We start from the raw sequence: 21,351 nt of genomic DNA, 5'->3' as shown, positions 1-21,351 counted from the left end.
TTCTACTTAATGATAGCGCTTTCTGTGTTTTTAGGGAATTATCAATAAGTTATAGAACTATAAGAAAAAGAAACTTTTAATGACAAACAGTGTCCAGAAATTGCTTAAGAGCATTACCGAGAGTTATTACTATTACAAAAAAGGTCTACCTCAATGCATTAAGGTAGACCTTTTTTAATTTTTATTCTTTAAGTTAATTATACTAATTCAGCCAAGAATGATTTGCCAATCATGGCAGTTTCAACACCAAAGTTATCAGCCACTGTCGCTGAGATATCCGCAAAATGACCTTGTGGAATCACACCATTTCCAGTAAATGAAGCTGAATAAGCTAATAACGGAATGTACTCACGTGTATGGTCAGTTCCCACATAAGTTGGGTCATTACCATGATCAGCCGTAATCAAGAGAAGGTCATCCTCTTTCATATTAGCAATGATTTCAGGTAGACGGTCATCAAATTCATGCAAGCAATTACGGTAACCTTCCGTATCGCGACGATGACCAAAATTGGCATCAAAATCAACCAAATTGGTAAATGAGAAACCTTTTGTAAACTCAGGCAATTGCATTGTTTTCAGCAATGTATCCACACCGTGGCTATTTGACTTGTTGTGCCCCATATCATTTGTGATTCCAGAACCGTTAAAGATGTCGTTAATTTTTCCGACGGCATAGGTTGGCACACCAGCATCAGCTAGCTTATTAAGAACTGTGTCTTGGAATGGAGAGACAGCGTAGTCATGACGATTGGCAGTACGCCTGAAGTTCCCTGGCGTACCCACATATGGTCTGGCAATAATTCGCCCAAGGAGAGCTGGACGCTCTAAAGTAATTGAACGTGCATACTCACAGATACGGTACAATTCTTCCAATGGAATAATGTCTTCGTGAGCCGCAATCTGTAAAACAGGGTCTGCAGAAGTATAAACAATTAACTCCCCTGTTTCCATTTGGCGAGGACCAAAGTCAGCAATAACAGCCGTTCCTGAATAAGGTTTATTAGCTTCACGAATAATCTTACGACCTGAGAATTCCTCAATTTTGGTCAAAATCTCTTCAGGAAACCCATCCCAGAAAGTATCAAAGGGCTCTGTAATATTAAGACCCATAATTTCCCAGTGACCAGTCATGGTATCTTTACCAAGAGAAACCTCTTCCAATTTTGTCACATAGCCACTTGGATTTGCTTCTTTGGCAACAGTTTTTAGGGCTGTTCCACGAGGAATATTACCTAAACCGATTTTCGCCATATTTGGAACAGTTAAACCAACTTGTTCTGAAATATGACCTAGCGTATCAGAGTCTGTATCTGCAACACCAGCATTAAAAAACTTATCAGCGTCTGGCGCAGCACCGATTCCTACAGAATCCAGTACAACTAGGTGAATACGATTAAACTTAGACATAATTTATCCTTTCTAAATGGAAAATAGGAAGCCACAAACTGGATACCTCCTATTTTTACTGTTATAACTTAATAAGTTCCTTCTTGAACATCTTGGTTTTTGATGAGTTTAATAATACGACTTGTACCAAGACGTGATGCACCTAATGCAATAAATTTCTCAGCATCATCAAGTGATGAAATACCACCAGCAGCCTTGATTTTTACATCTTTCCCAACATGCTTCGCCATGATTTCAACATCTTCAAAAGTAGCTCCTGCTGTTGAAAATCCTGTTGACGTTTTAATAAAATCAGCGCCTGCGCGTGTCACAACACCACAGAGTTCTATGAGTTCTTCTTGCGTTAATTGGCAAGTTTCAACAATAACCTTCAAGATATGGTTTTGACAAGCTTCTTTAATGCGACGGATTTCCTCTTCAATAGCATCAAAATTACCATTTTTTACATCTGTTAAATTGATAACCATGTCTATTTCATCTGCACCATTAGCAATGGCATCTTGGCATTCAAATACCTTTGTTTCTGTGCTGCTATAACCATTTGGAAAACCAATAACCGTACAAATAGCTAATTTATCACCCACATAGTCAGAGGCTTTCTTAACATAAGAGGCAGGAATACATGCTGAAGCTGTTTCATAAGTCATCGCATCATCCAAAATAGTTTTAATATCATCCCACTTCGCAGTTGTTGCTAGCAAGGTATGGTCTACTGTTTTTAAAATATCCTTAATTTCCATTTTTTATTTCTTCTTTCTTTTCTTTATCTTTAGAACAAGGTAACAATGCCTACAATAAAGGCACTAAGCATGCTAACGCAATACCGCCAATCATTGCTCTAAAAACAAGACGAGCTAATGTACTACGTTTTTCTGGACAAAGTACAGCAATACCTGATACACAAATTCCCAAACTTGAGAGATTGGCAAATCCACATAGTGAAATCGTTGCTACCAAGGCTGTTCTGTGATCCAATGATTTGATGACTTGTCCCAATTGTTGGAAAGAAACAAACTCATTTAAGATCAATTTACTTCCAAGTAGATTTCCTTCGAGCAAGATGCTCTTAGTATCAAATCCCATCAAGAAACCAAATGGTGCAAATACATATGAGAAAATTTGTTCTAAACGAATACCAAAGCCACTCAAAATAAGGTTAACCAAAGAAACTAAGCCGACAAAGGCAATCAAACTAGCCCCAATTGAGAAGGCCATTTGTGCTCCTGTACCAGCACCTTCTGCAATAGCATCAATCACATTGGCATTATTTCCTTTGTTATCCATTTTAATTTCATCAATTTTTTGGATAGGTTCTGTCTGAGGAAGTAAAATCTTTGCAACCAAAATACTTCCAATAGGAACCATGGTTGATGCTATCAGTAGATACTCCATTGGTATTCCCAATGCAATGTACCCACCAAGAATAGAAACAGACATGCTTCCCATTCCTGAAACTAGAACAACCATAATTTCACTATCAGTCATTCGTCCCAAATATTTGCTAACTAAAATTGGACTATCTGTCTGACCAAGGAACATGTTGGCAACTGCAACGAAACTTTCAATTTCTGAAGATTTCATTAATTTACCAACACCCTTACCAATCCACTTAACAACAAATCCAAGAATCCCTAAATAATAGAGTAAACTCACTAAGGCAGATAAAAACACGATATTTCCAAGTGTTTGTATTGCAAAGATAAAACCTGTTTTAGCAGCACTGTCAGCTAAGGAACCAAAAACAAAATTCAAACCTGCTTGACCACAGTTAATAACTTTAGTCACGCCATCAGAGACGATACTGACTACCTTTTCTCCCAAAGGGATACGCACCAAGATCAGTGCAATAATAAACTGTACAAGAAGTGCTTTCCCAATCAGTTTAAGAGAAACGCTACGACGGTTGAAAGAAATTATATAGACAATTCCTAAGACCAGTAAAATACCAATAATACTATAAATAAATTGCATGATGCCTCCCAAGCTATAACTTATTGTAGTTTGTCATTTTCAATAAGTGTACGGATTGCTTCAACAGCAACCTGGATAGCTGATTCTGTGTCGTGTGCCATTGGATTATCCATACCTAAGTTATTACGTTCTTGGTTACCCACAACAAGAAAATCTGAGCCACAACGAACACCTAAATGACTTGCCGCTACAAAAAGCGCTGCAGATTCCATCTCAGAAGCTTTTGTGCCTAGACGTTTCCATGCTTCCCATTTATTTAATAGTTCATAGCTCACTGGCATACGTTCTGGTTCATGTTGTCCATAAAAAGCATCTTTACATTGAACAACACCTGCATGACTGGTAAAACCAAGTTTTTTAGCTGCTCCAACAAGAGCATTTGTTACTTCAAGATCCGCAACAGCTGGGAATTCAATTGGTGCATATTCTTTACTTGTACCTTCCATACGAATAGCTCCAGTTGCAATAACAATATCGCCACCTTTGACGTCTAAATCAATACCTCCACATGTTCCAACACGGATAAAAGTATCTGCACCACAAAGTTTTAATTCTTCCATAGCGATAGACGCTGATGGTCCACCAATCCCAGTTGACGTTACACTAACTTTCTCACCGTTTAAAGTACCAGTATATGTCACATATTCACGACTATCTGCCACAAGAACGGGGTTGTCAAAGTGCTCTGCAATTTTAGCACAACGTTTAGGATCACCTGGCATAATGACATAACGACCCACATCCCCTGGACGAATTTGTAAATGGTATTGTAATCCGACTTCACCTGAATAATTTTGCATCTTAAAGACCTCCTTATTGTCTTGTCTATTTTTTCTACACTTGTATAATAACATACAAGTTGATCTTTGTAAACGCTTTTATCAAAAAAAGAAAGCGTTTATTATTTAAACTTGCATTTTCTAATTTTTTGCATTAAACTTACTAATATACAGGAGGATACCATGCCAAAGAATGAATTAAACAGCAAATTAAAAAAGCTGAAGCATGTACAAGTTTACAATAAAATCTTTAAAATGATACAAAACGGAACTTATCCCCCAGGTACGCAACTACCCTCTGAGCCTGAATTTGCTGAGCAGCTAAATGTTAGTCGTGCAACGCTTCGTAAGTCATTAGCTCTTTTGCAAGAAGACCATCTCGTCATCAACAAACGCGGAAAAGGGAACTTTATTCGAGAAATTCCAGATAATATGTCTAAAACCGGTTACGAAATTAGACAACACCCTGTCAAGACTTGTCTAACTGTGGAAATTAAAGAAGTCGAATTAGAATTCCGAGTTGAAGTTCCAGCAGATGCAATAGTTGCCTCACTTAAACAAGCGACCCCAGTCGTCGTTATTGCTGATCGCTGGTATCACACAGAAGATGGCCCCAAAGCCTATTCATTATCGTTTGTTCCAATTGAGGTCATTTCAAACCTGGGTATTTCATTGCATAATTCTGAACAACTTGAAGACTTTCTTGAAAACCGTATTTATCAAGAAGACATTGCTGATCACTCACAAAGCCTTTTCGATTACACTCGGGCAGGCAATTTTTCAGCTACTAAATATATTCTATCTGAAGACGAACAGTTCATTTTGATTCAAGAAAATATTTTTAAACAGGATAAGTTATTAGTTTGTAACAAACATTATTTGCCTATTAGTCAGTTTGAACTATTTGTTAATTCACACTAAACCTAGGCATTTAGTTAAGTTATCACTATAACAGTTTTACCTCTTCTTATACTATCTCATATTATCTCAACTACTAGGGCCTAGTTGAGATAACGAAAAAGCCTATCCTTTCGGATAGACTTTTTTGTATTATTGTTTGATTTAATTATGCTTTGTTTGCAGAACCAAATACATCGATACGTTCTTCAACAGCACCTTGAACGGCTTTCATACCTGGAGCCAAGAATTTACGTGGGTCAAATAATTTTTTAGCATCGTATTCAGCTTCATTTGCTTCGTAGTTACGAGCAAATTCACGAGTAGCTTCAGTAAATGCAATCTGACTTTCAGTGTTAACGTTGATTTTAGCAACACCAAGTTTGATAGCTGCACGAATTTGATCATCAGGAATACCTGATCCACCGTGTAATACGATTGGGAATCCTGGTACAGCTGCTGCTAATTTTTCTAAGTGGTCAAGAGCAAGACCTTCCCAGTTTTCTGGGTATGGACCGTGGATGTTACCGATTCCAGCTGCAAGGAAATCAATTCCAGTTTCAACCATAGCGATAGCATCTTCGATTGGTGCAAGTTCACCTTTACCGATGATACCATCTTCTTCACCACCGATAGTACCAACTTCAGCTTCAACAGAAACACCTTTAGCATGTGCTAATGCAACAACTTCTTTAGTTTTAGCAAGGTTTTCTTCAACTGGAAGGTGAGAACCGTCAAACATGATTGAAGAGTAACCAACTTCGATACATTCTAAAGCATCTTCATAGTGACCATGGTCAAGGTGAATAGCTACAGGTACAGTAATTCCCATTGATTCTACAAGGTTAGAAATAAGTGATTGACATACTTTGTAACCACCCATGTATTTCGCAGCACCCATTGATGTTTGGATAAGAACTGGAGCTTTTTTAGCTTCTGCTGCACGCAAGATAGCTTGAGTCCATTCTAAGTTGTTTGTGTTAAATCCACCAACAGCGTAGCCGTTTTCACGAGCTGCTTGTACAAATTTTTCTGCTGAAACGATTGCCATTTGTTAGGCCTCCTCTTATTTTTCGGGTTTTTTACCCGTTTACAAAGTTAATTTTAGCACAAATATCAAAAAATTTCTACTAGTTAACCAATGTAAAGCGTTTTCTTTATGTTATGTTTTTCACATTTAGGAGATCTTATCTGTAAATAAAAAATGAGAACCCTCAGGCTCTCATTATCATGCGGAAAGAGGGACTTGAACCCTCACGACCTAAAGCGGTCACAGGATCCTTAGTCCTGCGCGTCTGCCAATTCCGCCATTCCCGCTACTCATTAGCAACATCAATAATTATATCAACTATGAGTTTATGTGTCAACAGTCTTTACTCATTTTCTTTCAAAAAATTGCTGACCTTTTCTTTATATTTGACCATATCTGTTTCATAGGCTCGAGCATGCTTAGCTCCTTTGATAATTAAGAGATCTTTAGGTCCCTTTGTAGCCTTATAGAGATCATAAACCATACGTGTTGGAACAAAATCATCTTTTGACCCATGAATAAAAAGAATTGGTAATTTGTTTTTCTGTAATTGTTTAACAGCACTAGCTTCTCCATAAGTGAAGCCTGCTCTCAATTTAGATAAAGCTGAAACTTCATAAAGCAGTGGAAAGGCTGGTAAACCGTACATTTCTTTAGCTTGAAATTTCAATTCTTCCCAAACACTAGAATAACCACAATCCTCAATAATCTGATGAATTTGTGATGGTAATGGGTCTCCACTCGCCATCATCACTGTCGCAGCGCCCATTGATAAGCCAAATAAAGTTATTTGACTCTCTTGATTTTCCTTTATAAGGCTCTCAGACCAAGCAATAACATTTTTACGGTCATTCCAACCATAACCAATCAACTCCCCTTGGCTTTCTCCATGAGATTCATTATCTGGAACTAAGACATTATAACCTAAATCATGAAATAGCATAGCATAAGGCTTCATATTTTCTTTATTTGTTGTAAACCCATGAACTACAATAACCGTTTTATTTGTCTTCTTTGCTGCTGGCAAATAAAAGGCAACTTGTTTTTTCCCTCGATTAGTCATCCAACGTTTTTTGACGTTTAACTGATCAAAAGCTTTCTCGGAATGATGCAATGGATTAGCACTAGATCTTGGTCTATTGTTAATAAATGTTTTTTCTTCTCGGACTTGTGCAACATGGAAAAAATAAAAACTAGCTGCAACGGAAATTAGGAATGCAAATATAATTAATACTGCAAAATACTTTGATAATCTAATTAATTTCATAGTCATTAGTTTACACTAAAAACACAAAAAAAGAAAGATTTATTTCTTTCTTTTTAGTTTTAGAGAAGGACTGAACTTAGCAGTGGAATAACCACTGAAACAATAACACCAACAATAACTAGGGCTATTGATCCCATTGATTCTTCAACTTGACCAAAATCTTTAGCTGCCGAAACACCAAGTGAGTGCCCTGCTGTACCTAGAGCCAGACCACGCGCAATCGGATCATTAATTTTGAACAGTTTAATCAATGGCTTAGCAAGCGCATAGATAATGACAGCATTCAGAATACATGCCAGAGAAGTTAACTCACCTGAGCCACCAAGCGCCACAGATGTTGGCATAGCAATAGCTGTTGTAGCAGCCTGAGGTAACATTGAAGCAGTAACCACTTTACCTAATTGAAGAAGACTAGATATGAAGTAAATACCATACACTGCAACTACACTACCCAATGACAATCCACCTAGAATTTGTAACCAATATTTTTTTAATACCTCACGTTTCTTATATAAAGGAATCGCAAAGCAGATGGTTGCTGGTTCAAGGAAAAAACTGATAATTTGTCCCCCTTTATTATATTGCTCAAAAGTAATGCCAGTGGCTTTCAAGGTAGCAATTCCTAAAACCATGGCAACGAACAAAGGGGCAAATAAGAAGAAGCCTTTTGATTTTTTAAATAAAATTTGACCTAAAAAGAAAGTTCCAACTGATAACAAGACACCAAATATTGGGGTATTTTTAAACAAATTAATGATATCTAACATGATTGAACTCCTTCTTATTTAGCGTAGGCTTTTTGACTCGCCATTGAATTGGCATCTGTTGACTGGTTATTTTGTTTTAGATAGGCATGACCAGAGTTAAATAGTTTATCAGGCTCTAGCTGCATGACCAATTGTGTCATCCAACCTGTTGAAACGAGTAATATTAAAGTTGAAGCAAAGATAAGAAAAATATCTGCTACAAAATGTTTTTGTAATAGGCCCAAGGAATTAATTACTGATACACCAGCTGGAACAAAGAATAAACCAATGTTATTAACTAAACCATCACCTATTTTTTCAACTTGTTCTAACTTGATGATTTTAAAGGTTAAGGCTAAAAACATAAGAACTAAACCAATCACTGAAGCTGGCATTACAAAAGGTAAGGAAGACTCAATTAATTTTGAGATTAAGACGATAGTTCCAATTAATACACTTTGATACATAGTTGAGTATGTTTTTTTCATTTTAGCAACTCCCTTTTTATTTTTTTGACTTGTTTTATGGTTTAATTATAGAAAAAAAAAGAACCCTTGGGTCCTTTTTGGAGTAAAACGCTTTCTATTTGGTATGAAATACAGTCAGGAGGTCTTGAAATACTAAATTAAAGTCCCACTTGCTGTTTAAACGTTTTAATGTATGAGCGACTGACCGGAACCTTACCACCATTTTCCATCGTAACTTGATAAGTCTGATTAAACCAAGGCTGAATTTCCTTAATTGCAGTCACATTAATGATATAACTCCGATGTACCTTAATAAATTGCTCCACGTTTAAGGACCGTTCGATAGCAGCAAGTGTCGTATGACTGGTATAAGTTCCTTTACATGTATAAATCGTAGTTTCCTTACCCTGAACCTCACAGTAATAGATATCCTCAAAATCCACCAAATAAATGCGCTCATCTGTTTCAACCGTCAAACGCGACACATTCTTTTCTTGACTAACCCCGTTAACCTTAATCTCCTTAGCCATTAAAGCATCTTTGGCCTTATCAATCGCTTTGCGGACACGCTCTTCTTCGAAGGGCTTCAAAATATAGTCTAAGGCATTGACTTCGAACGCCTCTAAAGCATGATTATCATAAGCTGTCGCAAAAATAATTAATGGAGGATTGGGAACCTTTGTTAATTTTCTGGCTAAATCAATACCACTTTCATCCGTCAAGTGAATATCTAAAAACAAGAGATCCGGTTGATGGGTTAAAAGAATTTGAAAAGCTTCTTCAATAGATTCCCCTTGATAAATATCAGCTACTTGGTTGGTTTGCTCTAAAAGATAAGCAAGTTCCATACGCGCCAAAGGCTCATCATCAATTATTGCTACCTTCATTCTTGCTCCTCTTCTATTAGTTTAAGAGGGATAAACACTTTAAAAGAAGCTCCCTCTTGACTTGAATCAATTTGTAAATGGGCACTAGTCCCAAAAAGACTAATTAAACGACGATTTAGATTTTCAAGTGCTGAGCCTGTCCCACGATTTGAAGGGACAATCTCCCGACCAAGCTTGCCTAATAATTCCTTAGCAATCCCTTCACCATTATCTTTAACTTCGAGTTCCAAAATATTATCTGCTATTTGTGACAAATTAACCCAAACCCTATTATCGGATTTCCGTCCTGGGAAGGCATGTTTCAAGGCATTTTCAACTAAGATTTGAATAATAAACGGCGGTATACTTGCTTTCTTCAAAGAATCGGGCATATTAATGTCAACCTGATAACGATTTGGAAAGCGAGCTTGTTCAATTGTTAAATAAGCATTCAAATGATTTAGTTCTTCTTCAACTGTAATAACATTTTTACGTGTTGAATTAATATTTGATCTGAAATATTGCCCTAATTGAAGCAATAAATAACGAGCCTTTTCACTATCAATCCGCATCAAGGCTGAAATGGTATTAATGGCATTAAAGAGAAAATGAGGATTAACTTGCGCCTGTAATGACTTGATTTCAGCATCCTTAAGCAAGCCTTGTTCCAAAGCCATTTGACCTAATTCTAATTGAGAGGAGAAAATATCTCCTAACCCATTTGCTAATTGTTCCTCAACATAAGTTAAGTCATCTGGGTCTGAAAAGTATAATTTAAATGTCCCAGCCACTTTGCCTTTTACATATAGGGGGACAACAATGGCTGCCGCTAAGGGGCAGTCAGGGTAATGACAACCAATTTCATTCTTACTGCGAACAATATGGATTTTCCCAGTTTCTATCACTTCTTTAGAGAGATCAGTGATAATCTTCTTTGTGGGAATATGATGGTCACTAGCCAATCCAACATGGGCTAAAATTGACTGTCGATTAGTAATACTAACAGCTGACACGCGCATGTATTTCATGATAACTTTAGCTGCCTGCTCTGCCGATTCCAAAGTCAACCCTTGACGGAAAAAAGGGAGGGTAGTGTTGGCGAGTTTCAAAACATCATGGGTTTGGATAGCTTTCATGCTTTCTTCTTGCTTGAGGGTTCCTAAGATGATTGAGAGGAATATCCCCGTTCCTAAGGCATTAACCACTAACATAGGCAAGGCAATTGTCTGAATCAAGGCCAGTGCTTGTGCTTTATCTGGATGGAAGATAAAGATACATAACATCTGCACCACTTCCATCAAGGCTCCGCACAAACTACCTTGCCAGATACCTGGATAAGATTTTTTCTTCAAGGATTGCCGACCAACTATGCCAGAAAAAAGACCTATAAGCAAAGATGAGATGAAATAAGTATGAGGGGCTGTCCCACCTTGCAGGAGTCGAACTGTACCTGAGATTAGGCCAACAAAAATCCCGACAAATGGGCCACCTACTAAGCCAGACATACCGATTGTTAGGGTTCTGGTATTCGCAATCGAGTTATGTGCAGGCAAAGCTACAAATCCACCAACGCCACTATTAGCAGATGAAGAGACCAAGACACCAGTGAAATTACTGATAATAGCAAAGATGCTGAAAGTGACTATCAAAACCCAGCGAACCTGAGGCTTGTCTCGTTCATACATCATTTTCTTATAAAAAGGGCTAATCATTAATAGATTAGCCAACAATATAATTAGTCCAACTCGCTCAAGGAGTGGTAAAAATAGTGATAGCATATCATAACCTCGTTAGTTCATTATAACATGTTGCTAAACACTTGGACAAATGTCCTTCTTTATCTCATCAGCAAAGCCTTAGAGATGATTTTTAACCGCAGCCGTAATAAAAGCAGTGTAAAGCTCCTCTGCTTTATTTGGACGACTTTGATATTCTGGGTGGTATTGAGCAGCGACAAAGAATTTCTTGTCTGGTAACTCCACAATTTCCATTAAACGATTATCAGGAGAAACCCCAGAGAAGACAAATCCAGCTGCTTCAAACTCTTTACGGAATTTTGTATTAAATTCATAACGGTGACGGTGACGACGTTGTATAACCTCTTGGTTATTATATGCAGTTGCTGCGTGTGAGCCTGCTTTTAATTTACATGGATAAAGGCCTAAACGAAGTGTGCCACCCATATCCTCAACATCAATTTGATCACGCATAATATCAATAATTGGGAAATCAGTATCAGGATTTAATTCAGCTGAATTAGCTCCCTCCATATGTAACACATTACGAGCAAATTCCACACAAGTTAACTGCATACCAAGACAGATGCCTAACATAGGCACATCATTTTCACGAGCAAAACGTATCGCTTCAATCTTACCTTCAGTACCACGGTGACCGAATCCTCCTGGTACAATAATACCATCAGCTTGCCCAAGTAATTCCTGAGCATTTTCTGCAGTTAAATCATTGGCATTTACCCAGTCTAAATCAATTGATGTATCATTAACATAACCTGAATGTTTCAAGGCTTCAACAACTGATAAATAAGCATCCGGTAACTCAACGTATTTCCCAACAAGAGCAATTTTAGTGGTTTTCTTAAGAGTCATTACTCTATCAACCATTTGCGTCCACTCAGTCATATCTGCTTGAGGTAAATCAAGTTTCAAGTGATCACAGACAATCTGATCCATACCTTGAGCTTGCATGTTTAATGGAATTTGATATAAATGTTCAACATCCATTGATTCAATAACTGCTTCTGGCTCAACATCACAAAATTGTGCCAATTTATTTTTAATACCTTGTTCCACAGGTTGTTCAGTTCGAATAACCAACATATTCGGCTGAATACCTAAACCACGTAATTCCTTAACTGAATGTTGAGTAGGTTTTGTTTTCATCTCACCAGCAGCTTTTAAATAGGGTAACAATGTGGTGTGGATATACATAACATTATCTGAACCAACATCAGCCTTCATTTGGCGTAAAGCTTCTAAGAAAGGCAGACTTTCAATATCACCTACCGTACCACCAACCTCAGTAATAATAACATCAGAATCAGTTGTGCGAGCTGCACGTTTAATTTTATCCTTGAGCGCATCTGTAATGTGAGGAATAACCTGAACAGTAGCGCCTAAATACTCACCTTTACGCTCTTTACGAAGCACTTCACTATAAATTTTACCAGTCGTAACATTTGAATATTTATTTAAATTAATATCAATGAACCGTTCATAGTGACCAAGGTCCAAATCGGTTTCTGCACCATCATCTGTTACATAGACCTCACCATGCTGGTAAGGACTCATTGTCCCTGGATCAATATTAATGTATGGGTCAAATTTTTGAATGGTCACCTTTAACCCACGATTTTTTAGTAATCGGCCTAAACTAGCTGCAACGATACCTTTACCAATGGATGATACAACTCCACCTGTAACAAAAATGTACTTTGTCATAATAAAAAAACTCCTTTTTTCGCGACAGCTCTGCTATCAGTCTTCTTGGGTACTATGGCACTTATACTCTTTATCAATAAGAACAATTGACTTTTGAAAAATAAAAATAGCCCCCTAATAATTAGGGAGCTTTAACCGACCTCATAAAGAGGTGCCCGAATAATAATATAAACTATATCATATCGTTTGTCAAATAGATTTTCTTATAAAAAGGTAAGATTTTGTTTTCAAGACTTATTCTTCGTCTTCGTCTTCTTCATCCTCTTCGTTAATTTCTACTTCTTCAATATCTTCTTCAGGAATAATTTCGTTTAATTCTGAATCATAAGATTCCACTTCTGATTTTTCATCATCTGGATCCTCTTCATCATATTCAACATCATCTGATTCTTCTTCGAAGTCTTCATCTTCAGGATCATCATCACTATAGTCGATAGCATCTTCATCACCATCCATAAAGGCATTAACGCGTTTTTTCTTACGTTTTGGTGCACCATCTTCTTCATCTTCTAGGGTGATAATTTCTTCATCAATTTCATCGATAGCATACCATGAGCGAAGTCCCCATTTGTTTTCACCTAATGGAATAAAAGATCCATCAATATTTAAGTCTGTGTAGAAAAATGGTAAAGCTTCACGGATATCAGCATCAGATTTTTCTAAGTAAGTTTGGATATCATTTACAAGATCACTAAAATACATTTCATTATCGCGACCACGCTCTTCTAAGATGGCACGTGCAACTTCAATCATTGAGAGTTCGCTTTTTTCTTGTCCCGCAAATACGTCTAATTTCAAGGCAGTTCTCCTTATTTTATCATTCCTTACCATTTTACGCTAATTTTCGCCATTCGTCAAAGCTTTTGTCAGTTAATCTATGCTTTCTTAGCCTCTTTTTTTAACCAACTATAAATTTCTGACATACCATCCAAAATGACGTCTGCTCCAGACTGGTCAATCAGCATCCGCTCTTCCTTATAAGCTAAGACCCTCATGCCAGCTGCCTTAGCGGCAGCAATTCCAGAAGGAGAATCTTCAATCGCAAGAGCTTCATTTGCATTTACAGATAGGCTACGCAAGGTGTGTAAATAAATCTCAGGATTTGGTTTACTCTCTTTAAACGACTCTCCTGAAGTGACCATATCGAAATAGTGTCGAATCTTACAGGTATCTAGTACCGTCAGAATGGCCGTCAATGGGCTAGATGATGCTACCGCTAGTTTGATCCCCTGAGATTTTGCCCAATCTAATATCTGAACCATTTCTTTTCTAAAAATTGGAGAAATTGTCTCTGGGTGATATTTTTGGCGATCAATTTGTTGAAAGATTGCGTTAAAGTCTTCTGGCCCTAGAGTTGTACAAGCTAGCTGATTAATCCTTCTGTGCAAATCAACTCCTGAACGCCCAACTAGTGAGGAAAAATCTTCTTTAGTCAGGGGGGTAGGGTTATTAGAAATGGATAAAATGTAATCACTTTGTAATTGAAAGTCCAAATACTCCGTATCGACAATGACACCATCCATATCAAAAACAATCGCTGAAATCATCTTCTTATCCTCCAATGAAAAAGGACTGAAATAAATTTCAGTCCAATTGTCAATTGATTGCTATACAATCTAATACTAATTATTTTACTTTAGCTGAATCTGTAATAACTTCAACTGCTTTTTTCATTGCAATATCATGTTTTAACATATCAGCTGAAAGAAGTGAACGAACTTGCTCAACTGGCATGTTGTACTCAGCTGCAAGATCAGTAATTTCTTTTTCGATTTCTTCGTCGCTTGCTTCAAAACCTTCTGCTTTAGCAATTGCTTCAATAACAAGGTTAGTTTTAACACGTTTATCAGCTTCTGCTTCATATTGTTTATGTAAATCATCTTCAGATGTACCTGTTAATTGGTAGTACATTTCAGGTGAGATACCTTGACGTTGCATGTTACCCATAAATTCGTTCATTGCACGGTGTACTTCGTCATGAATCATTTCTTCTGGTAATTCAACAATTTCAGCGTTTTCAACTGCTAATTCAATTGCTGCACCTTCAACAGCATCATCATAAGCAATTTCTTTAGCTGCTTCAAGTTCTTTACGATATTTAGCTTTTAATTCGGCAAGTGTTTCAACTTCTTCATCAATGTCTTTAGCTAATTCATCATCTAATTCTGGAACTTCTTTAGCTTTAACTTCGTGAACAGTTGTTACGAATTTAGCATCTTTACCAGCTAAATCTTCTGCTTGGTATTCTTCTGGGAACGTAACATTCACATCAACAGTTTCACCGGCTTTAACACCAACTAATTGCTCTTCAAATCCTGGGATAAATTGACCTGAACCAAGTTCAAGTGAGAAGTTATCACCTTTTCCGCCGTCAAATTCAACACCGTCAACTGAACCAAGGAAGTCAATCACAACAGTGTCCCCTTCTGCAGCTACATCTTCTTTAACAACAAGCTCAGCAAGGTTTTTACGTTCACGTTCGATTTTTTCGTCAACTTCTTCGTCAGTCACTTCTTTTGAAGCTTCAACTGCTACAGCTAAATCTTTGTAATCACCAAGTTTAACTTCTGGTTTTGTTACAACTTCAGCATTAATTGTCCAATCTTGACCTTTTTCCATTGAAACAACATCAATTTTTGGTTGAGCAACAACTTCAAGTCCTAATTCAGCTACAGCTGCTTCGTAAGCTGATGGTAAAACTATGTTTAATGCATCTTCGTAAAGTACTTCTTCACCAAATTTTTGGTTGAATAGTGGACGAGGCATATGACCTTTACGGAAACCTGGTACATTTAAATCTTTTTTAATTTTATTAAATGCTTGATCAAGAGCTGGTTTGATTTGATCTTGACCAATTGTAAATGTAATAACGCCACGGTTAGTAGCTTTGTTTTCAAATGATGTAGACATTAAGTCATTTCTCCTTAAAATAATTTAGATACAGTTCATTCTATCACAAATTACCTCTATTTTAAAGTTTTTTGTGCAGGAAGAAGAGATACTTTTACGCATTCTTAAATATTTTCCCCCTTAGTTTTTTTTTTTATGATTTTTTGATAAACTAACAAGGACAGAAAGGATTTCTAATGACACTTATTCTCAAATATATTGAACACCTTCACCTTGAAGAGTTACTCTTTACTTTATTAACTAAGACAATCTCACTCATTTTATTACTGGTTTTCTTTTTCATTTTTAAAGAAATTGCTAATCGCTTGTTTGAGAAAGTTGCTAATAAATCATTCTCATTCCCAAGACAAAGTGAAGCACGTAAGAGGACACTGTCTAAACTGATGCATAATCTTTTAAATTACGCCCTCTATTTTTTGCTTATTTATTGGGTCTTAAGTTTATTAGATATCCCCGTGTCTAGTCTTCTAGCAGGTGCTGGAATTGCCGGAGTAGCAATCGGTTTAGGAGCTCAAGGCTTTTTATCGGATGTCGTAAATGGCTTTTTCATTCTTTTTGAAAATCAATTTGAAGTTGGTGACTCTGTATCTATTGCAACCGTGGAAGGAACAATAGCAAGTGTAGGGATTAGAACAACTCAAATTAGAGGCTTTGATGGCACACTACATTTTGTACCTAATCGCAGTATCGTTGTAGTTAGTAACAAGTCGCGTGGAAATATGAGAGCATTAATTGAAATTCCCTTATATTCTACAAGTAATCTAGAAGAAGTTAATCAAATCATAACAGCTGTCAATAACTCTGAAGTTAAAAATTACCCACAAATCATTAACCAACCAAATATTTTAGGTCCTCAAATCAATGCAAATGGACAATTTATCTACCGGGTGGCAATTTTTACTGAAAATGGGCAACAATTTATGATTTATTCAACCTTCTACAAACTTTACCAAGAAGCATTATTAGCTAAAGGCATTTCGCTGCCAACTTCACAATCTTATCCAGGCTTTCAAAAATAAGTTAAAAAAGGTAATTCCATTTCAAATTACCTTTTTTAGATATCAATTTTTACGAATCTTGTCTGTCTTATATTCAGCTCTTGCACCGCCTATTAATTTAGGACGGCTTGCAAGTGCTGTGACGTGAGCCCCACCTAATTCACGTTGAATTGGAATTAATGGCACTTGTACCCTTTTTACATGCATTCCAATAAATGTATCCCCAATATCAAGACCTGCATGAGCCACTACTTCTTCCACCTCAACTGGTAAGGACATCCATTTAAAAGCTGCCAATTGCCCACTTCCACCTGCATGTAAAGTTGGAATGACATTAACAATTTCATATTGTTTTTCTTCAGCCACAGCTTCTTCCACAACAAGTGCTCGATTCACATGCTCACAGCCTTGAACAGCCAGATATATCCCTCTTGAACTCAAAACATCCAAAATAACTCTTACAATACACTCACCAATTTCTAAACTGGAATTTTTTCCGATTCGTCCACCAAGTACTTCACTTGAGGAAAGACCAAGTACAAAGACTTGACCCTTTTTGATAGCACTTCGTTCTACGATATCTAATACAATTGATTTCGTTTCTTTTTCTAATTGATCCAGTTCCATCTTAATTCCCCTAAATAATACTTATTTTGCTTGTATCTTTGAAAATACGATAAAGATGATATAACCAACAACCATTCCTAAGAAGTTCTGTCCAACATTCCCCAATACGCCACCTAAGGCAGCTCCAAGTCCATACATCGGAATGGCAACAAGAAAGTATATACCAACCATAGAAACCGATGCAAGAATTAAACCAAGTACTTTCTTCTTGCCTTGCAATCCTGCAAAATAGCCTTGAGAACCATGAGCAAGTAAACTAAACAACATCCAATTGGGGTAGCCAGAAATCAAATCAATGAGGAATCCAGATATCCCTCCAACAATCATTCCCTCCTTAGCACCCAAATAAAAGGCTGTAAAATAAATCCCTGCATCTAACAAAGTTAAAAAGCCTGTTGGAGTCCCAATACTAACAAACTTCCCTAGGATAATTGTTAATGCAGTTAAAATTGATAATAATGTCATTTCTTTTGTAGATAATTTTTTCATGTGATACTTACTCCGTATTCATTTGAATTGTTAATGGCTCGATAAACAAAATCTTTAGACAGTTCAACAGCTTTTTCTTTTTCAATACCTTTTGATAAATAAGTAGCAATAGCTGTTGCAAAGGTACATCCCGCACCATTATTATTTTTATTGATAATCGGTTTTTCTAAAATAAACCACTTATTTTTATCCCGATATAAATCTAGGGCTCGATCACTAACTAATCGATTGCCTCCTTTTATCACGACACAATTAGCCCCTAATTCTAACAAGTGATTCGATGCCATTATCATTGATTTCTCGTCTGTAATGGTTACTCCTGATAACAACTCTGCTTCTTTTAAATTAGGCGTAATAATATCAACTAAGCTAAACATCGCTTTAAGTTGCTCTGCCATTTCCACAACTGTTTCATCTTGATTCTCCTTAAAAACTAGAACAGGATCCAAGACAATTTTGGTTGCTTCTTTTCCCTTTATAAAATCAGCAGTAGCTTTCACAATTTCTGGTGTTGGCAAAAGCCCAATTTTAATAGCAGAAAAAGGAACATCATTTAATGAGCTGAGTTGCTCCTTAAAGATTGTGAGTTCAGTGGGATAAATGTTAAATTTTTCCTCACTAATTGTTGTCAAACACGTAGGAGCCAGAAATGGGAAAGCACCTAATTGATGGCTAGTGAGAATGTCAATTTGTAAGCCCCCCCCACTTAAAATATCATTGCCAGCAATTGCAAGTAGATTAGTCCTCATATCTAATCTCCTTTAAGTATAAGCCATTACCTGCAGCAGTCGGACCAGCCAATTGACGATCCTTTTTTTCCAAAATATGTTGAACTTGGTCTATTGGCATCCTGTTATTGCCAATTTTTAATAAAGTCCCAACCATATTTCTTACTTGTTTGTATAAAAAACCATTTCCAGTGAAAGTAAAAACAATAAAATTTCTTTGTGCATCAAATGAGAGTTTGGCTTCATAGATAGTTCTAACCTTATTTTCAATAGAAGTTCCAGCTGCAGTAAAACCTGTAAAATCATGAGTTCCTACCAAGTCTTTGATAGCTTCTTCAATTCTGCCAATTTCTATTGGATAAGGAAAATGCGTTGCATAGTTTCGCATCATGGGATTTTTTGGTCGGCCAATATCAACTAAAAATTCATATGTTTTTTGATGATTTAAATACCTACAATGATAGTCATCTGATACTTTTTCAACTTTAATAAAATCAATATCATCTGGGGTTTGTGTATCAAATGCAAACCTTAGTTTTTCTACGTCGCGTTCTATAGGTAAATCAAAATGAATGACCTGTCCATAAGCATGGACTCCAGAATCCGTTCTACCAGCTCCATGAATTTTTATTTCATGTCCTTTGTATAATTTACAAAATGTTTTTTCAATTTCTTCTTGTACAGAACGCATCTGGCTTTGCCTTTGGAAGCCAGAAAAATTTGTTCCATCATAAGAAATAATAGCTTTATATCTCGTCATGGCTCTATTCTATCATCTTTCAAGCAAATGTAACTTCTATTTTTTTAAAACCTGTCCCCATACAGAATTGCAAGGAAAGCAATTGAACATATTTACCAAACTTACTGACAAGAACCTAGTATTTTGTTATAATTATTCCTAATATAAAAAAAGGATAAAGATATGAAAGTTACTAAATTCGGCGGTAGTTCATTAGCCTCTGCTCAACAACTTAAAAAAGTATTGAACATTGTAAAATCTGATAATGATAGAAAATTTGTCATCGTTTCAGCACCCGGTAAACGTGATGCTGATGATACAAAAATCACAGATGCCTTGATAGCTTACCATGATGCCTACGTTACTAATGATGATCTAAGTAAACATCAAGAATGGATATTTGACCGTTTTAATACAATTTGTCAAGACTTAGAGTTAGAATCAAAAATTGCTGAAGATATTCAAGAATCAATAAACAATTTAGCCAACTTACCGATTGAAAACAACCCTTATCTCTACGATACCTTTTTAGCTGCTGGTGAAAACAATAATGCAAAACTTATTGCTGCATTTTTCAGAAGTAATGGGATTAAAGCAAGATATATACATCCCAAAAAAGCAGGACTTATAGTATCAGACGAACCTCAAAATGCCAGAATATTACCTTCAAGTTATAATAAAATTGAAGCACTCACTGAATTTGAAGGTGTTCTTGTCATTCCAGGATTTTTTGGTGTCACTGAAGAAAACAATATCTGTACTTTTTCTAGAGGTGGATCAGACATTACCGGCTCATTAATAGCTGCTGGTGTCGGTGCTTATCTCTATGAAAACTTTACAGATGTCAATGGTATATTTGCAGCTCACCCAGGTATAATTGACAACCCAAAATCAATCAAAGCATTAACTTTTAAAGAAATGCGAGAATTGGCTTACGCTGGATTTTCAGTCTTACATGATGAAGCATTGATTCCAGTATACAGAGGAAAAATACCACTCGTCATCAAAAATACAAATAACCCAGAACACCCAGGTACCCAAATCGTTTTAGAACACAAAGCTGAACACTCACCTGTTGTCGGTATTTCTGGAGATGATAAATTTGTTTCCATTAATATGACAAAATATTTGATGAATAGAGAAGTCGGTTTTGGTCGCAAAGTCCTTCAAATCCTTGAAGACTTAAACATAAGATGGGAACACATGCCTACTGGTATTGATGATCTATCAATTGTCATTAGAGAAAGAGAATTAACACCTATCAAAGAACAAGAAATTATCAACTACCTTGTTCATAAATTAGAAGTTGACGAAGTTTCAATCACTAAAGAGTTATCTATCATTATGATTGTTGGTGAGCAAATGAAAAGTCATGTTGGTGTAACTGCAACTGCGACTAAAGCCTTATCTGAAAGTAAAATTAACTTAGCTATGATTTCACAAGGTTCAAGTGAGTTCTCTGTAATGTTTGTTGTCAATACTAAAGATGAAAAAAAAGCAATAAAAGCTCTTTACCATGCATTTTTTGAATAATAAACTAATTATAACGAAACATGTCCAATTGAAGACATGTTTTTTTGTAGAAACGAACTTTGATATCTAAACAAAACCAAAAATATATTAGTATCAATAGATAGTAATCACTACTCAAAACAAAAAATGAGAGTGGGACAAAAATCGGAATTTTCACAGAAATTTGATTTTATCATCCCACCACTGCAAAGTTGAGTAGGACTGTAACAGTTGATTTTCAAGGTATTAGAGCCCACTCAACAACTGCGCTACTATATAAATCTATAAAAAAATAGAGTCTGAGAATATTTCTCCCAGACTCATTCATATAAAAAGATGCACCCTAGAGGAGTCGAACCTCTAACCGCCTGATTCGTAGTCAGGTACTCTATCCAGTTGAGCTAAGGGTGCTTACTTTTGATTACTAGAATTATCTTACACCTTTATCCTAAAAA

At 36.4% G+C, this 21,351-nt stretch carries 20 protein-coding genes, 2 tRNA genes and 1 pseudogene; 3 read left to right on the top strand and 20 right to left on the bottom strand.

The window, feature by feature from the left end:
• Positions 1 to 197 precede the first annotated feature (197 nt).
• From ACVRZD_RS07660 to udp, 4 genes and pseudogenes are all read right to left on the bottom strand, one after another.
• The gene (locus tag ACVRZD_RS07660; protein ID WP_447450405.1) at positions 198 to 1,409 is read right to left on the bottom strand and encodes a phosphopentomutase; all 1,212 of its coding nucleotides are present in this window, start codon (positions 1,407 to 1,409) and stop codon (positions 198 to 200) included.
• A gap of 68 nt (positions 1,410 to 1,477) precedes the next feature.
• Positions 1,478 to 2,149 (bottom strand): deoxyribose-phosphate aldolase, encoded by a 672-nt coding sequence (gene deoC, locus ACVRZD_RS07655; protein ID WP_037627407.1) that lies wholly within the window; start codon positions 2,147 to 2,149, stop codon positions 1,478 to 1,480.
• Positions 2,150 to 2,178: 29 nt separating this feature from the next.
• Positions 2,179 to 3,380, bottom strand: a pseudogene (locus ACVRZD_RS07650) (NupC/NupG family nucleoside CNT transporter).
• Positions 3,381 to 3,400: 20 nt separating this feature from the next.
• A complete protein-coding gene (udp, locus tag ACVRZD_RS07645; protein WP_037627409.1) occupies positions 3,401 to 4,180 on the bottom strand; it encodes a uridine phosphorylase in 780 nt (259 codons plus the stop codon).
• Positions 4,181 to 4,342: 162 nt separating this feature from the next.
• On the opposite strand from udp, the gene ACVRZD_RS07640 reads away from it, so the two are divergent.
• Positions 4,343 to 5,080 (top strand): GntR family transcriptional regulator, encoded by a 738-nt coding sequence (locus ACVRZD_RS07640; RefSeq protein ID WP_037627411.1) that lies wholly within the window; start codon positions 4,343 to 4,345, stop codon positions 5,078 to 5,080.
• A gap of 145 nt (positions 5,081 to 5,225) precedes the next feature.
• Here ACVRZD_RS07640 and ACVRZD_RS07635 read toward each other — a convergent pair whose 3' ends face one another.
• From ACVRZD_RS07635 to tig, 11 genes are all read right to left on the bottom strand, one after another.
• Positions 5,226 to 6,107 carry a class II fructose-bisphosphate aldolase gene (locus tag ACVRZD_RS07635; RefSeq protein WP_037627413.1) on the bottom strand — a complete coding sequence of 294 codons (882 nt, stop codon included), beginning with the start codon at positions 6,105 to 6,107 and terminating at the stop codon, positions 5,226 to 5,228.
• 180 nt (positions 6,108 to 6,287) lie between these two features.
• Positions 6,288 to 6,373, bottom strand: a tRNA-Leu gene (locus tag ACVRZD_RS07630).
• Positions 6,374 to 6,429: 56 nt separating this feature from the next.
• Positions 6,430 to 7,353: an alpha/beta hydrolase gene (locus ACVRZD_RS07625; RefSeq protein ID WP_037627437.1), complete on the bottom strand. Its 924-nt coding sequence runs from the start codon at positions 7,351 to 7,353 to the stop codon at positions 6,430 to 6,432.
• 59 nt (positions 7,354 to 7,412) lie between these two features.
• Positions 7,413 to 8,120, bottom strand: a complete 708-nt coding sequence (gene lrgB, locus ACVRZD_RS07620; RefSeq protein WP_037627415.1) for an antiholin-like protein LrgB — start codon at positions 8,118 to 8,120, stop codon at positions 7,413 to 7,415.
• Between the two features lie 14 nt (positions 8,121 to 8,134).
• Positions 8,135 to 8,587, bottom strand: a complete 453-nt coding sequence (gene lrgA, locus ACVRZD_RS07615; RefSeq protein WP_037627417.1) for an antiholin-like murein hydrolase modulator LrgA — start codon at positions 8,585 to 8,587, stop codon at positions 8,135 to 8,137.
• Positions 8,588 to 8,724: 137 nt separating this feature from the next.
• Positions 8,725 to 9,453 carry a LytR/AlgR family response regulator transcription factor gene (locus tag ACVRZD_RS07610; protein WP_037627420.1) on the bottom strand — a complete coding sequence of 243 codons (729 nt, stop codon included), beginning with the start codon at positions 9,451 to 9,453 and terminating at the stop codon, positions 8,725 to 8,727.
• Positions 9,450 to 11,210, bottom strand: a complete 1,761-nt coding sequence (locus ACVRZD_RS07605; protein ID WP_447450404.1) for a LytS/YhcK type 5TM receptor domain-containing protein — start codon at positions 11,208 to 11,210, stop codon at positions 9,450 to 9,452. Before ACVRZD_RS07605 ends, ACVRZD_RS07610 begins: the two co-directional genes overlap by 4 nt.
• A 78-nt stretch (positions 11,211 to 11,288) precedes the next feature.
• Positions 11,289 to 12,893 (bottom strand): CTP synthase, encoded by a 1,605-nt coding sequence (pyrG, locus tag ACVRZD_RS07600; protein ID WP_037627422.1) that lies wholly within the window; start codon positions 12,891 to 12,893, stop codon positions 11,289 to 11,291.
• Between the two features lie 234 nt (positions 12,894 to 13,127).
• The gene (gene rpoE / locus ACVRZD_RS07595; protein WP_037627423.1) at positions 13,128 to 13,691 is read right to left on the bottom strand and encodes a DNA-directed RNA polymerase subunit delta; all 564 of its coding nucleotides are present in this window, start codon (positions 13,689 to 13,691) and stop codon (positions 13,128 to 13,130) included.
• Between the two features lie 77 nt (positions 13,692 to 13,768).
• Positions 13,769 to 14,440, bottom strand: coding sequence for an HAD family hydrolase (locus tag ACVRZD_RS07590; protein ID WP_447450403.1), 672 nt, complete (start codon positions 14,438 to 14,440; stop codon positions 13,769 to 13,771).
• A gap of 79 nt (positions 14,441 to 14,519) precedes the next feature.
• Entirely contained in the window at positions 14,520 to 15,803 is a 1,284-nt protein-coding gene (tig, locus tag ACVRZD_RS07585) for a trigger factor (RefSeq protein WP_037627425.1), read from the bottom strand.
• A gap of 176 nt (positions 15,804 to 15,979) precedes the next feature.
• Here tig and ACVRZD_RS07580 point away from each other — a divergent pair, with 176 nt between their 5' ends.
• Positions 15,980 to 16,822 (top strand): mechanosensitive ion channel family protein, encoded by an 843-nt coding sequence (locus ACVRZD_RS07580; RefSeq protein ID WP_037627427.1) that lies wholly within the window; start codon positions 15,980 to 15,982, stop codon positions 16,820 to 16,822.
• Between the two features lie 42 nt (positions 16,823 to 16,864).
• Here ACVRZD_RS07580 and ACVRZD_RS07575 read toward each other — a convergent pair whose 3' ends face one another.
• Genes ACVRZD_RS07575 through truA form a run of 4 tightly spaced genes read right to left on the bottom strand, consistent with a single transcriptional unit; the run spans position 16,865 to position 19,405 of the window.
• Positions 16,865 to 17,428 (bottom strand): TIGR01440 family protein, encoded by a 564-nt coding sequence (locus ACVRZD_RS07575; RefSeq protein ID WP_037627429.1) that lies wholly within the window; start codon positions 17,426 to 17,428, stop codon positions 16,865 to 16,867.
• Positions 17,429 to 17,449: 21 nt separating this feature from the next.
• Positions 17,450 to 17,917 (bottom strand): ECF transporter S component, encoded by a 468-nt coding sequence (locus ACVRZD_RS07570; RefSeq protein WP_037627431.1) that lies wholly within the window; start codon positions 17,915 to 17,917, stop codon positions 17,450 to 17,452.
• The gene (locus ACVRZD_RS07565) at positions 17,914 to 18,666 is read right to left on the bottom strand and encodes a bifunctional hydroxymethylpyrimidine kinase/phosphomethylpyrimidine kinase (protein WP_447450402.1); all 753 of its coding nucleotides are present in this window, start codon (positions 18,664 to 18,666) and stop codon (positions 17,914 to 17,916) included. The genes ACVRZD_RS07570 and ACVRZD_RS07565 overlap by 4 nt, the downstream gene beginning before the upstream one ends.
• Positions 18,656 to 19,405 (bottom strand): tRNA pseudouridine(38-40) synthase TruA, encoded by a 750-nt coding sequence (gene truA, locus ACVRZD_RS07560; protein ID WP_037627433.1) that lies wholly within the window; start codon positions 19,403 to 19,405, stop codon positions 18,656 to 18,658. The genes ACVRZD_RS07565 and truA overlap by 11 nt, the downstream gene beginning before the upstream one ends.
• A 162-nt stretch (positions 19,406 to 19,567) precedes the next feature.
• Between truA and ACVRZD_RS07555 the strand changes: the two genes are divergently transcribed.
• Complete coding sequence (locus tag ACVRZD_RS07555) at positions 19,568 to 20,917, top strand: aspartate kinase (RefSeq protein WP_037627435.1); 1,350 nt, start codon at positions 19,568 to 19,570, stop codon at positions 20,915 to 20,917.
• A 316-nt stretch (positions 20,918 to 21,233) separates the two neighbouring features.
• Here ACVRZD_RS07555 and ACVRZD_RS07550 read toward each other — a convergent pair.
• Positions 21,234 to 21,307: transfer RNA gene (locus ACVRZD_RS07550), tRNA-Arg, on the bottom strand.
• Positions 21,308 to 21,351: the final 44 nt, after the last annotated feature.

This window comes from Streptococcus hongkongensis, assembly GCF_053206145.1.
Note: the sequence above shows the minus strand (reverse complement) of the source record. Positions and strands in the feature narration are given on the sequence as shown.